Annotated in this window: 12 protein-coding genes; 5 read left to right on the top strand and 7 right to left on the bottom strand. The window is 48.0% G+C overall.

From position 1 onward, the window contains the following. Positions 1 to 20: 20 nt before the first annotated feature. The 3 genes from HP548_RS19630 (at position 21) to HP548_RS19640 (ending at position 4,726) form a co-directional block, all read left to right on the top strand. Positions 21 to 2,282 (top strand): MMPL family transporter, encoded by a 2,262-nt coding sequence (locus HP548_RS19630; RefSeq protein ID WP_175382589.1) that lies wholly within the window; start codon positions 21 to 23, stop codon positions 2,280 to 2,282. 209 nt (positions 2,283 to 2,491) lie between these two features. After that, entirely contained in the window at positions 2,492 to 3,511 is a 1,020-nt protein-coding gene (locus HP548_RS19635) for an alpha/beta hydrolase family protein (RefSeq protein WP_175382590.1), read from the top strand. Positions 3,512 to 3,553: 42 nt separating this feature from the next. Next, positions 3,554 to 4,726, top strand: coding sequence for a rhamnogalacturonan acetylesterase (locus HP548_RS19640; protein WP_175382591.1), 1,173 nt, complete (start codon positions 3,554 to 3,556; stop codon positions 4,724 to 4,726). Positions 4,727 to 4,864: 138 nt separating this feature from the next. Here the strand turns inward: HP548_RS19640 and mnhG are convergent, their stop codons facing one another. From mnhG to HP548_RS19670, 6 genes are read right to left on the bottom strand one after another with little or no spacing between them, the layout of a single operon-like run. Continuing rightward, the gene (gene mnhG / locus HP548_RS19645; RefSeq protein ID WP_062324636.1) at positions 4,865 to 5,257 is read right to left on the bottom strand and encodes a monovalent cation/H(+) antiporter subunit G; all 393 of its coding nucleotides are present in this window, start codon (positions 5,255 to 5,257) and stop codon (positions 4,865 to 4,867) included. Further along, on the bottom strand, positions 5,241 to 5,525 hold the full coding sequence (locus tag HP548_RS19650; protein ID WP_063563408.1) for a Na(+)/H(+) antiporter subunit F1: 285 nt from the start codon (positions 5,523 to 5,525) through the stop codon (positions 5,241 to 5,243). Before HP548_RS19650 ends, mnhG begins: the two co-directional genes overlap by 17 nt. Next, a complete protein-coding gene (locus HP548_RS19655; protein WP_076291000.1) occupies positions 5,525 to 6,001 on the bottom strand; it encodes a Na+/H+ antiporter subunit E in 477 nt (158 codons plus the stop codon). Before HP548_RS19655 ends, HP548_RS19650 begins: the two co-directional genes overlap by 1 nt. 6 nt (positions 6,002 to 6,007) lie before the next feature. Next, positions 6,008 to 7,486, bottom strand: a complete 1,479-nt coding sequence (locus tag HP548_RS19660) for a Na+/H+ antiporter subunit D (RefSeq protein ID WP_076291001.1) — start codon at positions 7,484 to 7,486, stop codon at positions 6,008 to 6,010. Beyond that, positions 7,479 to 7,817: a Na(+)/H(+) antiporter subunit C gene (locus HP548_RS19665; protein ID WP_024631879.1), complete on the bottom strand. Its 339-nt coding sequence runs from the start codon at positions 7,815 to 7,817 to the stop codon at positions 7,479 to 7,481. The genes HP548_RS19660 and HP548_RS19665 overlap by 8 nt, the downstream gene beginning before the upstream one ends. Before the next feature lies 1 nt (position 7,818). After that, positions 7,819 to 10,773, bottom strand: coding sequence for a Na+/H+ antiporter subunit A (locus HP548_RS19670; protein ID WP_175382592.1), 2,955 nt, complete (start codon positions 10,771 to 10,773; stop codon positions 7,819 to 7,821). 251 nt (positions 10,774 to 11,024) lie between these two features. Between HP548_RS19670 and HP548_RS19675 the strand changes: the two genes are divergently transcribed. Both HP548_RS19675 and HP548_RS19680 read left to right on the top strand, forming a co-directional pair. Next, positions 11,025 to 12,722 carry a sensor domain-containing diguanylate cyclase gene (locus HP548_RS19675; RefSeq protein WP_246318132.1) on the top strand — a complete coding sequence of 566 codons (1,698 nt, stop codon included), beginning with the start codon at positions 11,025 to 11,027 and terminating at the stop codon, positions 12,720 to 12,722. A gap of 50 nt (positions 12,723 to 12,772) precedes the next feature. After that, complete coding sequence (locus HP548_RS19680; RefSeq protein ID WP_175382593.1) at positions 12,773 to 13,294, top strand: hypothetical protein; 522 nt, start codon at positions 12,773 to 12,775, stop codon at positions 13,292 to 13,294. A gap of 103 nt (positions 13,295 to 13,397) precedes the next feature. Here HP548_RS19680 and HP548_RS19685 read toward each other — a convergent pair whose 3' ends face one another. Then, entirely contained in the window at positions 13,398 to 14,516 is a 1,119-nt protein-coding gene (locus HP548_RS19685) for a GGDEF domain-containing protein (RefSeq protein WP_076291003.1), read from the bottom strand. Between the last annotated feature and the right edge of the window lie 94 nt (positions 14,517 to 14,610).

Consider the following 14,610-nt stretch of genomic DNA (forward strand, 5'->3'; position numbering starts at 1 on the left):
GATAGCAGAGGAGCTTGGGTATGGGTTATCGCAGCCTTGCTGTCCTCATTAGCCGATATCCGCGGTTCATCATTCTCTGCTGGGTGTTTGTCATCGGGATGTCAGCCGTCTGGGCATGGAAATTGCCTGGCATTGTTCAGGATCATGGGTTGAACTTGGATCAGGGAGATGCTCATGCTGTAGAGCTTATTCTGGAAAAAGAGTTCCATGTTCCTGCTGATCCGGTTATTCTTCTATTTGAAAAAAAGACCGGCACTACCCCCGCCGAATTCCGGGGCTGGATTAAAGATCGTCTGCAACAGGTGAGTAAACTGTCAGGTGTAACGTCCATAATCTCTCCGCTTGAAGCACGTGGAAGCAGGATGCTGCGGGGGGACGTGGCCTATGCTTTGCTGGCGTTTGATGTACCGTCTCACAAGATGGGCCCGCCGCTTGAACAGCTGCGTTCTGTGCTTACAACAGACGGTCCGGGAACGATCCAAATCACAGGGAAATCCGTTGTACAGCAGGATGTGAACCGTCTCAGTTTTCGCGATTTGGAACGGGCAGAGGTTGTGGGATTGCCACTTGCCTTCGTCATTTTGTATTTTGCATTCAGAGGTCTTTATGCAGCGCTAATTGCAGTCATTATGGGAGTGTCCGGCGTCATAACGGCAATGGGAGTTACATCCCTGATGGGTTACCATCTGGCGCTCTCCAACTTTGTGATCAACGTTATTCCGATGGTGGGAATGGCGCTCAGCATAGACTTTGCTCTGATTATTCTCAGCAGATACAGGGAAGAACTCCGGCGAGGTCAGAATAGTGAAGCAGCAGGTTCGGGCGACGAAGAGGTTCTCCAAAGAATGCTGCGTACAGCGGGAAGAGCCGTATTCTTTTCTGTGGCTTGTGTGCTGTTAGGACTGCTTGGTCTACTATGGATTAGATTGCCGATGTTTCTGAGTGTATCCCTTGGAGCCATTGTTGTGCTCGTCATATCGGTCCTGCTGAATATAACACTGCTGCCAGCCATTCTATCCCTCTATTCTGTGCGAATCTTTAGACAGCATTCCAGGAATTCCATCTCTTCAAAACAGGGCCAGCATCAACAATCGTTGCCGTCACGTTCGATCTGGTCATTCTGGTCAGGCATGATTATGAAGCGGCCGATTAGGATGGCGCTGATTGGAACAGGTGCGCTGCTTCTCTTTGTTCTACCGGTTGCCCGGTTAGAGATCGCTATCCCGGATGCTACTTCCTTGCCTGACAGAATGGAGTCTCGCCAAGCGACTGAGCAGATTCAGCGCATTTTTGGACAAACGAACGTCTCTGCTGTAGAGATTGTAATTGGTGGAACGGGAGAGCCGTTGACCACATACCATTGGCGAATGGCGTTGAGTAAAATGCAAGAGCTCCAGCAGGATTCGAATGTGGTGGCTATTGAGTCCGCATGGGGGATCATGGTGCCGGACAAGCTGTCGGGCCAAGCTCAAACTAATATTAAAACTCAAATGAACATTCCATCACCTTCTTTGAGTGAAGCACTGAAAGAAACCCAATCTCAACAGCCTGCATGGCTGCGTTCATATGTGTCCGACCATTCCATTCGTATGGTGGCTACCATTCACGGAGCACCGGGCTCCGATGAGGCTGCATCCTGGCTCGAACAGATGAGGGCAAAGGACATCGCTAACTCCATGTCTTTCATACCCCTGCGTTACGGGGGAGAAGCAGTTATGCAGCATGAAATCATGCAAGAAGTTTCAGGTCAACTGCCCAAAGTGCTGGTGTTTGTTGTGGTATCGAATTATCTCGTATTGCTCGCAGCATTCCGGTCACTGCTCATCCCAATCAAAGCCATTCTGATGAATCTGCTCAGCTTGGCTGCTTCATTCGGCGTGCTCGTACTGGTCTTCAATCAGGGCCATTTTGGCATGGAGCCATCTGCCATTGCCATTATGATACCTGTGTTCATTGCCGGGCTTGTCTTCGGTATTTCGATGGACTATGGCGTTTTTATGCTGACCCGTATCCAGGAGGTTTACAGACAAACAGGGGATAGTGATCTGGCCGTACAGCAAGGACTGGCCTCAACCGGACGTCTCATTACTTCGGCGGCAGCGATTCTGCTGGCAGTGACTATACCATTTGCCTTTGCTGACGTGGCGGGTGTCAAACAGCTGGGAATCGGAATTACAGCGGCGGTGTTCATTGATGTAACCATTATCCGCCTAGTGCTGGTGCCTGCACTAATGAAACTGATGGGTAGATGGAACTGGTGGCTACCAGGGCACAGGGAATAAAAGGCCAGATTAAGAAGGATGTTCTCGGAGCCTGAAGATCAGGTATTCGAGAACATCCTTTTTTCATCAAAAAGGTGTGAATTCAGCCCAAAACAGGCAATAATGTTCAATTCATGGGTTGTACCGTGATTTATAATAGACTGGACAAGTCCGACATATATCTTTTTACATACGTCTATCATTTGAATCCACAGGAGGGATGAACGGTAATGTCTGATATTGAATCTTATCTGCAAAAACAAACAAGCCCGCGTGGACGCTCTGCGTACCAGACGGGTCAATCTCTTGAGCAATGGCGGAGGCAGTTGCGAGTACGGATTATAGATCGGCTGGGCGGCTTCCCATCCGTGGTGTCGGAGCTGAATCCTGTAATGCTCGAACGCACTGTATGTGACGGATATATCCGAGAACGGGTTGAGATTACGACCTATGCGGGGTTGCGCATGCCCATCTATTTGCTGATACCGGATATGGTAAGCGCTACCAAAGAATCACGCCCAGCCATTATAGCCTGTCATGGACACGGGTATGGCAGCCGGGAGATCTCAGGCATGGAACCCGATGGTTCACCGCGTAGAGGAGAGCCTGGTTTGCATAAAGACTTTGCCGTCGCCCTTGTACAGCGTGGATATGTGGTTGCCGCTCCTGAATTGCTTGGATTTGGTGACCGAAGGCTGGAGGAGGATCGAGAAGCACCACCCGGCGCAAGCTCCTGTACCAAAATTGCCGCCCATCTGCTCATGACAGGGCATACGCTTGCTGGGCACCGAATCTATGAAACGATGCGTGTGCTGGATTACGTAACCACACGTCCTGAAGCTGATCCAGCACGTATCGGAAGCATGGGCATCTCGGGTGGTGGACTCGTGACGGCATTCACAGCTGCATTGGATGAACGCTGTCGTGCGGCTGTCGTGAGCGGTTACGCAAGTACATTCCAGGGTAGCATATTGGACAGAAATCATTGCCTCGACAATTATATTCCAGGAATTCTGAGGGAAGCAGAGCTGCCGGATATCATAGGTCTGATCGCACCGAGGCCGCTATTTATTGAAGCCGGAAGTGAAGATCAGGTATTTCCACTACCAACAGCCAAAGAAGCTTATGCACGATTGACAGAGATCTATGAACAAGCGGGAGCACAGAAATGGCTCGATGCAGACTTTTTTACAGGAGGCCATGAGATCAGTGGAGCGAAAGCCTATGACTGGCTGGATAACGTTCTGTAAGGCAATCATATATAAATGAACCTTTGAGAGGAGAGTTTAGTTATGAAATGGTCAAAATCCGTGCGTTATCTGCTCTGCCTAACCCTGTTTACTAGTCTGATTGGAGGTGCTCTGACAGCTAATGGAGGACAGGTCGCCCAAGCTGCGGCGAATGAGTACAAATTTGACTTTGGCGCGGGTGCAGTTGAGAACGGTTACACAGGTGTATCGGCAACAGAGGCCTACACTTCAGCGAAAGGTTATGGATTCAATACACCTGCCAACATGCGTAATGTATCGGCATCTGGAACAGGTATTGCAAGCGATGCCGTACAGTTTGTCACTTTTGGAACGAAAAGTACGAATACGTTTAATGTGGATCTGTCCAACGGTCTTTACGAGGTTAAGGTGGTCCTGGGCAATACAGCCAGATCGAGTGTGGCGGCAGAAGGTGTATACCAGATCATTAATATGACGGGTAATGGGGCGACCGATCAATTTCAAATTCCGGTGACGGATGGACAGTTAAATCTGTTGGTTTCGGAAGGGAAAGAAGGCACCGCATTTACACTTAGCGCACTTGAAATCCGGAAAATTTCGAATCAGACGGTGACGAACCGTACGATCTATATTGGCGGCGATTCAACGGTCTGCAATTACTATCCGCTCAGCAGTAGTGTACAGGGTGGCTGGGGGCAGCTGTTTCCTTCCTACGTGAATACGAGTACGTTTCAGGTTCGCAATATGGCCTCTAGTGGTCAATTTGCAAGAGGTTTCCGCGATGATGGGCAGATGGAGGCGATTCTGAAGTATATTAAGCCAGGAGACTACTTCATTTTGCAATTAGGGATTAATGATACCAATGCCAAGAACAATACAACCGAAGCAGAGTTCAAGGAGATCATGCGTGACATGGTCCGTCAGGCCAAAAATAAAGGAGCTAACGTCGTTCTATCGACGCCTCAGGGTCGGGCAACTGATTTCAATTCAGCCAATGTGCATACTGCAGAAAATCGCTGGTACAATGCATCTACACGTGCACTTGCTCAGGAAGAGGGCGTGACGCTTGTAGAACTGAACAAACTCAGTTCGGCCTATTTCACTTCCATTGGACCGGCTGCAACACTGGCCTTGTATATGACAGGCGATACGCTTCATCCGAATCGTGAAGGGGCAGCCCAGCTTGCACGAATCGTTGCTGCTGATCTGAGAAGGCAGGGACTAAATGGATTTTGATTTGGTTAAAATAAAGCTTCGTTCCGCTGCTCCTCGAACATAGATTGGACTTAACTGAATCATATAGCCAAAAATACCCCCGGGACAGCCAATTAATCTACGGCATGTCCCGGGGGCATTTGATTGTAAAACAAGTGACTATTCCATCATATCCTTGGCTTCATGGTTGACCTTTTTACCTTTCAAGAGTGGTTCAAGTTCATCCTGTACACTCTGTTCCCATAGGGGCACGTCTGTACGATAGGCAGCCCGTCCGTTGAGATGTCCGGCTACTGGTGCTGTGATAAATACAAACACAATGCCAAGCAATACCCGAGCACTGATATAGTTATCGAAATACCAGAAGAAGAGAAACGTTCCGCTCAGTACACAAAGTACGCCGAGTGTAGTACTTTTGGTGGCGGCATGTGCTCGTAAATATACATCTGGCAGTCGGATCAGTCCGAACGCGCTAAATGCGCTCAGTAGTGCTCCCAGCAAGACAATGAGCCCAATGACAATTCCGGCGGTTCCATCAACGATCTCCTTCATTTTTGAATACCGCCCCCCGTTCAATATATCGTGCAAATGCAACTGTGCTTAGAAAAGCGAGAATGCCGATCAACAGAATGATATCCAGATAAGCTTGGGTATGAAGCATCATGGACAGAACAGCAACGATGGCAATGACGTTAATACCGATCGTATCCAGTGCCGTAATCCGGTCGGCCATGGATGGTCCCCGTAGCACCCGGTACAGACAACCCAGGATTGCGAGGGAGAGAATAAGCAAGGATATGAACAACATTGAGGATAACATTATCGTGTCACCTCCATAATGGCTTTTTCGAACGTATTTTTGATATCATCACTCATTTTCTGTTCGTCTTTGATATCCAGCGCGTGTATAAATAATTTGCGTTGATTCCCTGAAATTTCAAGTGGGAGGGAGCCTGGCGTCAGTGAGATGAGCAGACACAGGAGTGTAACTTCCCAGTCAGAGGACAGCTGTGTCTGATAGGTAAATATGCCGGGCCGAATATCAAGCTTCGGCTTCACGATCTGGCGAATAACTTCAATACTGGCCCGTACCAGTTCCTTGAACAGCAGGGCAATCAGCTTGATGATCGCCCAGACACGAACAATATAGAAGCGTTGCGGAAAGAAACGTCGCATACTCCCAATCAGCAGTAGACCCAGCAGGTAACCCGTGAGAAAGCCAACCCCATTCCACGCATTATTCAGAAACATCCATACAAAGCCAATGATCAAATTAAGTACAATCTGAAAGGCCATACGCATCTACTCCTTCAAGACTGCATCAATATAAACATTGGGATGCAGCAGAATGTCGCCTGCGCGGGAGGTCAGTTGGAACATGCCCTCAGCCCCCACACCCATTGCGATGATGAACACAAACAGAATTCCGGCAGGGATGAGCAGGCCGTTCACGGCGTAAGGTCTTCTCACTGCGCCTGCCGGCGGTTCACCCCAGAACGCCTGGATGAAGATGCGAAGAACCGAATACAACATCAGCAGGCTGGAAAGGACGGCAATGCCTGTCAGTCCGTAGAGACCTGCCTGCAACCCGCCTTCAAATAACAACAATTTCCCAGGAAATCCACTGAACGGAGGAATACCTGCCAGCGCAAGTGCACTGATGAAGAACATCCAACCAAGCAGTGGGTAGCGGTGGATCAGCCCGCCCATATTGTCGAGTTTGGAGGTGCCTGCGACCGCGATCAGAGCGCCTCCGAGCAGGAATAGCAGTGTTTTGATGAGCATATCATGCAGCATGTAGAAGAGTAGACCTTCCAGTGCAGGACGGCTGGCAGCAGCCATCCCGAAAGCTACAAATCCCACCCCTGCGATCACGTTGTAGATCAGTATTTTATTGACGTCACGATAGGAAATCGCCCCGATTACCCCGAGTACCATGGTCGCTCCAGCCATCCAGCCGATAAGGGCATGGAAGAAATCAGGATCATGATAGAATATCAGTGTGAATGTTCGCACAATGGCGTACAGACCTACTTTGGTCAGCAAACCGGCGAATAGAGCAGTGACCACTGCCGGAGGGGCTGCGTAAGAGCCGGACAACCAGAAGAACAGGAACAGTCCGGCCTTGATGCTGAAAACGATCAGGAAGAGGACAGCGATAAGGGTGATCACTCCGCTCTGTCCGACTTCAGCGATCCGATTGGACAAGTCGGCCATGTTTAAAGTGCCGGTAACAGAGTAGAGAAAACCAATAGAGGCAACAAATAGCGCAGAAGAGACAATGTTAATCAAGACATACTTGATCGTTTCTCGTAGTTGTCTTTCCGTACCTCCCAATACAATTAGTGCATAAGAAGAGATAAGCATCAGTTCAAAGCATACAAACAGGTTAAACAGGTCTCCAGTCAGAAAGGAACCGTTCACGCCTGCAATCAGGAAATGAAAGAACGGGTAAAAATGATGTTCTTCCCGTTCCTTATTTACACTTCGGAAAGCGTAGAGCAGGCATGCCAGTGCAATGATTGAAGCAGCCACGACGAGCAATGCCGATACCATATCTGCAACAAGTACAATGCCATAAGGCGGTTCCCATCCTCCCATATTGAGCGTCTGTATCCCGGATTGTGTCACTTGGGTAATCAGTACGGTTGAAGCGGCTGCCGTCAGTAAAAGGCCAATAACACTCACAACCCGCTGAATATTTACCCGCCGGAAGAATAGAAGGGCTATAACCCCGGTAATCAGTGGCAGCAGAATGGGCAGAACAACGAGATTATTCATAAGGACGCCCCCTAACTTCTTCCATATCGTCTGTTTTCAGCTTCAGATAGGAACGATAGGAGAGTACAAAGAAAAAGGCGGTTAGTCCGAAATTAATGACAATGGATGTCAATATCAGCGCCTGGGGAAGTGGATCGACATAGCGTTCAGCTTGCTCCCCAAGCAGCGGTGGTGCTCCAGTTTTGAGACGGGACATCGTGATCAGCAGTAGATGAACTCCGTGAGTGAGTATGGACATACCGAGCACGATTCGGAGCAGGCTCCGCGATAAGATTAAAAAGACGGCGACTGCAAACAAAATGCCAACGGCCACACACATCAATATTTCCATATCAGCGATCCTCCCCGATCTGTAGAATGATATTCATGGTGACTCCCAGGACGGCGAGATATACGCCGAGGTCAAATAGCATCGCGGTTGCAAGTTCTGTTTCTCCAAGTATGGGGAGATCGAAATAACCAAAGGTCTGGCTCAGGAAGGGTACGCCGAACAAAAAAGAGCCAGCTCCAGTCAATAAGGCAATGCCCAGCCCGATGGCCGTCAAGGTGCGGAAATCGATAGGTAACGCTTTGCGTACAGTATCCGTACTGAATGCCAGCGCGATTAAAACCAGGCCAGCTGCCGTTACCAGGCCGCCAATGAACCCGCCACCCGGGTTATGATGTCCTGCGAAGAACAGATGCAGCGCGAAGGTCAGAATGATAAAGACAACAACTTTAGTCGTCGTTTGCAACAACACATCGTTGCTTTGAAGTGGTACGGTATCCCAGGTTGATGAGCTGCGTTCACGGTTGCCATACTTTTTCGTATTGTCCGCTTTGTCATCCGCATCTTCTTCGGTTTCTTCAGTCTGTTCTTTCTTGCGGAATTTCAGTCTAGCGCCAAGGTCCCTCGCTTCGAGATTCAGATTAATCATGGAGTAGATGGACAACGAAGCTACCCCCAGTACCATAATCTCCAGTAGGGTATCGAATCCACGGAAATCCACCAGCAGCACGTTGACAACATTTTTGCCGCCAGCCAGATTGTAACTTTCCTGAATGAAAAAGTCGGAGATGCTATCCAGTGATGCGGTTCCGCTCGCTGCTAATGCAACAAAGGTCATGACCACACCTACTGCAATCGCAACAACCATATTCACACTGAGGTAGCGGCGGCTAGATTTGCCCCGTTGTAGCTCCGGCAGATGGTAGAAGCAAAGCAGGAACAGTGCAACCGAGACCGTTTCGACAATCATCTGGGTCAATGCCAGATCCGGCGCTCGGAACAGCACGAATAGTAATGTGACGAGGTAACCCACTGCGCCAGTCATTATGACTGCGGATAGTCTGTTCTTCGCAAAAGGGATCGAAACCGCTGCTGCGATCAGTGCGATGAGCAGTACTGCTTCATAGAAAGAAAAAGGGGCATTACCCTTGAAGTTCCACGTAATATTTTCCCCTGAGCGGAAAAAGGCATAAACCAGCAATGCAACGGTGAACGAGAAAATATATACCAGATAGTTACGAACCGAGCCATTCATATAGGCTTCTGTCCATTTACGTGCATAATGCTGAAGATTATCTAGTACGACATGGTACATATTGTTTATCGTTAACCCTTGTGGGTAATGCTCATAAATCGTTCTCCAGCGCGGCAGCAGTTTGTACAAAGTAATACCGAGGGCGATTACACCAATGGTCATGATTAATTCTGGTGTGATGCCATGCCATAGGGAGAAGTGAACATCAAAGTGTTCATTTCCGTTCAGCAGTGATGGAAGTACAGCAGCCATCGCTGGTTCAATTAATGATCCAGCCAGCAGATTCGGGAATAGACCGAATATGATCACCAGTATCCCGAGAATAACCGGAGGAATCAACATGCCAACGGGAGCTTCATGCAGCTTCTCAGCAGGAATCTCGCTGCGGGTGCGACCGAGGAATGTTTTGAACACAATAATAAGCGCATAGATCAGAGTGAACACACTTGCGAGCCAGGCGAACACAGGCAAGAGTACACTCCATGATCCGAGTCCAAAGATGCGGAGGTGTGTTACTTCCACCATAGCCTGGAAGAACAGCTCCTTGCTCAGAAATCCGTTAAACGGCGGAATTCCGGCCATGGCGAGTGCTCCGACGAGCGCTACCGTAAAGGTCACTGGCATAAATGAAGCAAGTCCGCCAAGTTTCCTTATATCCCGCGTGCCTGTCTCATGATCCACAATGCCAACGACCATGAACAGTGCCGCCTTGAAGGTAGCGTGATTGAACAGATGAAGCAGTGCTGCCGTAATGGCAACTGTGTACATCGCGGAGGATTCGCCATATCCGAAATAGATGGCTGCCGAGCCAACGCCGAGCAGAGACATGATCAGACCAAGCTGTGAGATGGTAGAATAGGCCAGGATCGCTTTAAGGTCATTTTTTTTCACGGCAAGGAATGATCCATAACATAGGGTGAGCAGTCCAACCCCGGTGACAAGCCAGAACCATAATCCCTGTCCACCAAAGATGGGTGTAAACCGGGCTACGACATACAGCCCCGCCTTGACCATGGTCGCCGAATGCAGATAGGCGCTGACAGGTGTTGGAGCTTCCATGGCGTCAGGCAGCCAGATGTGGAACGGGAACTGCGCCGATTTGGTAAAAGCTCCGATCAGAATCAGTACAAGAGCAGGCAAGAATAGTGAACTGTCCTGAATCTGGCCCCATTCCGTAATCGTTGCGCGAATACTGAACGTACCCGTCATGAGGTACATCAGCATGAATCCGGCAAGCATGGCAAAACCACCAAAAACGGTAATGAGGAACGACTTTTGTGCGCCCGAAGTGGACGCCTTGCGTTTGTAATGAAAAGCGATCAGGAGAAAGGACGTTATACTGGTCAACTCCCAGAATCCATACAGTACAATCATATTGTCTGACAGTACCACGCCAAGCATGGCTCCCATAAACATCAGCAGATACAAATAAAAGCGGTTTAAAGCTTCTTTGGTATCCATGTAGAAAATGGAGTAGAGCACCACCAGTGTTCCTACACCGGTGATTAACAATGTCAGCAGCAAACTTAGACCATCCAGATATAGATTAAATCCAATGTCCAGTGACGGAATCCAAGGGATATACCCGGATACTGTATTTCGCTGAGACACGGCGGGTACGAGGCTCGCAAAATAAACAAATAATAGGGCCGGGACAAGTAAAACCAGCCATCCCATATGTATTTTACGGAAGAAACGATGCAGCATGGCAAGTACAATACCAGCGGCAAAAGGCAGAATCACAGCAACATGAAGCAGGCTCAACATTACACCCCCAATGACTGAATTTCTAATGCTCTTTATTGTGACAAACAGTGCTCATATGGCTCTGTGAGCATGCTTGCTCTCTATATTCATAACCCAAGTATGTATATACAGAATCGTGACTATTCTTTGAATGGAAGAAACACGGTGTGAATAGCGTCCCCATATTGTATGGATATATATAATGAAAAAAGACATTATTTCCGATAAAGATGAAAACGAATAGGTGACATCCCGTAGTTCTTAACAGCATGAATGATGTTGAAAAAAGCAAGCTGGTTCACCGTTTATTGGAGGAAGTTATGTCATTCAAGCTTAAAACTGTTCTCACCATGACCTTCGCTGTGTTATCCCTGTTGGTTACACTCACGATTGGTTATATTCTAAGTCAAAAATCATCCATAGCTGTTGAAACGGAGATTGGTCATTCCCTCATCAGCACAGCTTCTCAGACTTCAGACAAGCTGGATCGTTTCATGTGGTCGCGTTCAGGAGAATTGGATCTTCTGGGCCGAATGATTGCCCTAGAGGACCGTTTCGAGCCTGCCGAAATGCAGATGCTGCTGAATCAGCTTCAAGATAGCTTTCCCACATTCTCATGGGTTGGATTCATGAATCCCAAAGGAAAAGTGCTGGCTTCCACAGACGGCATATTGCGCGGTGAAAATTTATCGGAACGACCTGTGTATCAGGAGGGAATCAAGGGTAAATTTATCGGAGATGTCCATGATGCTGTCCTTCTGGCGAAGCTTCTTCCGAACCCAACCGGCGAACCACTTCAATTTGTCGATATCAGCTTTCCGGTAAACTACAAGAACGGAGAGATTGCTGGCGTGCTTGCGGCACATTTGAGCTGGGCCTGGGCGAAGGAAATGGAGAAAAGTGTCCTGGAGCCGCTGAAACATGAAGAAAAGGACATCGAAATGTTTATTGTCAGTCAAAAGGAAAATACGGTGCTGCTTGGTCCAAAAGAATGGATTGGTCGTCCTTTGAAGCTATCGGGCATTGAAGGGGCAAGACTGAACAAAAGCAGCTGGTCTATAGAAGAATGGCCGGATGGAAAAGAATATGTAACAGGGTTTGCTACTAGCCAGGGGCATCTGGACTATCCCGGTCTTGGGTGGACGGTGGTTATTCGTCAGCTCAAGTCAGCGGCGTTTGCTTCCGTGACCGACATGCTCTGGTTCAATGTCTGGGCAGGGCTCTCGGTTACGGTGCTGTTTGCATGGATTGGCTGGCTGATCTCCCGCCAGATCTCGGCCCCGATTGCACGGCTGACTCAAGTGGCGAATCGGCTGGGTGCTGGAGAGCAAGTACAGATTCCGGAAAATCGAGGTTTTAGGGAAATCGAAGTACTATCACGTTCCCTCGGAGATATGCTGACTTCGCTAACAAATAAGGACTCGGAACTCGTTATTATGCAGAATCTGGCCCACTACGACCAATTGACCGGACTGCCAAACCGAACAGCGCTCGAGCACTATCTGGAAGAATCCTTGGAGATGGAAAGTGAAAATCACACATTAACATTCCTTTACCTTGATCTGGATGGATTCAAAAGTGTGAATGATACGCTTGGGCATCAGACCGGAGATGTTCTGCTGCAGAAAGTGGCTCAGCGTTTGACCAGTATCCGTCATGATAAGGGCATCACGGTAAGGCTTGGCGGAGATGAGTTCCTCATTGTGCTCCGCTCTGTGGGAAGCAATCCAAGAGAAGAAGCTCGTACCTATGCGGAAGAAATCATCCAGAGCCTGAATAAGCCGTTTATTATTGAATATGAACGAATTCATATTGGCTGCAGCATTGGGGGTGCTGAATATCCTACCAACAGTGGCAATCCGAGTGAAATTATCCGTATGGCAGATGAGGCGCTGTATGAATCGAAACGTGCGGGCAAAAATAGAATGACATTCTATCCAGAATTGAAGAACACAGTTAGAGAATAATATAATATAAATTGCAGTAACTGATCCGCATACAGGCAAGGAGCGATGAGATGTCTGGAAAATATACCAATGTACCCTATGGTTATGAACCTCCACCGGCTACCCGGAAAGGCACGCTGATTTTCTATGATTCATTTGAGCACATAACAGATGAACAGCTTGAACACGCCGCTGATATTGCGGACACACGTTCCTTTGTGCAACTTGTGCTCTATCCGCTGCATGAGAATACAGTGAAGCGAATGAGCAAGGATGGTGTGCAGCCTTTTTACAAAAGGGAAGATCGCCTTCATAACTGGAGAAGGGAGCATGCATCCTCCCGCATACGGGTGGAAGGCTGGGAAGGCAAGAGGAAGAAGTATACGCCGATCGAAGCAGCCCTGCGTCATATGGCAGAAGAATATCCCGCTCCCCATTTTCTGTATCTCACGGTGGAGATGGCGAATCAGTTCGCATCATTTGATTCGTTCAAAGATTGGATTAAGGAAGTACGTCTGATAATTGATGGAGCTGCCGTTAAGCTCCACCCGAAACTAGAGCAAAATGCACATCGCTGGGAATGGGCAGAATGAACCGGTACATTCGAATTGACGATTAGGCAGTAAAAAAAGTAGTGCTGCACAGCCGGCTTCCCGGTGAACAGCACTACTTTTTTTTGCATTTTTTTATGGAGTACTATACCAGATCAAGGGACGTCATCGTTTTATTTTTTCCTGTTCGTTTGGCTGCATAGAGACACGCATCCACTTCCTCAAACAGCTTGTCCTTCGACAGATGGGCGCTGTAGCTTTTGAGTCCGACACTTACCGTAATATAAGCGCCTTCAAGCTCCAAATGAACATGACGGGCGATCTTCTTGCGGATCTGCTCCACCAAGGCATATGCCTGCTCGAAAGGTTGCTCAAACATTAACAGTGCAAATTCTTCTCCACCATAACGTGCTGCAATATCGCTTGAGGTGATATTCTCCTGGATGACCTGAGAGACTCTCTCCAGAATGGCGTCTCCAACCCGGTGCCCATATGTATCATTAATTGACTTGAAGTTGTCAATATCAATCAGAGCTAAATGCAGACTCATGCCATTATTCGCATATTCAAATGCTTTTTCATAGTAGTCCTTAAAGGAGCTTTGATTATACAGATTGGTTAACCCGTCTGTCTTGGACTGCTTGGTCATAATTGCGTTTCGCACAATCAGATCCTGCTTGGCAAGCATACTGGCCTGAAGATCATCCAGTACCTCCACACCGCTCGTAACAATTAACTGTGCAACATATGTACCTACAATAAGAAAAGCGGGAATGGACACCATGTCAAACGAAGATAAGTACAGCCGATAGGCTGGGTCGCAGAGTACGATGACATAACCAATCATCTGCATGAGGCATACCGTCCATACTCTTTTCTTGCTGAAGAACAGAACAGAAGCAAAGATCGGCAACAGGCAGATGGCCAGGATGATCCGAATATCGTAATTGACATGAATGATAGTCCAGGCAATGACTGTGCTGGCCATGGACATGGAATAGAAGGAAAATGAACTGAAACGGCGTTCTACCCAACTGGCAATCAGAATAGCTAAAGCGCTGGATATCGTAGGCCAAAATAAAACGTAGATCATGAAATCTTCTGGAGTGCGATCATAATCGAGAAACAGAAAGCAGCCTATTTGAATGACAACATGCGTTAATACGACGACCCAGTAAGCACGAAGCATTTTTTTGATCCATTTGGAATGCTTGAATTCGTACTCGGTTGGGATATGGTTGCTATGTAAGTTGGGACTCTTCAATATATCACCGCTGACTGCATCATAATGATACGACAGACACTGCTCTCGTATGCTTTAATTATAAAACACATTGCACGAAACGCAAATCATTTAA

It is taken from the genome of Paenibacillus taichungensis (assembly GCF_013359905.1).
Classification (GTDB): Bacteria; Bacillota; Bacilli; order Paenibacillales; family Paenibacillaceae; genus Paenibacillus; species Paenibacillus taichungensis.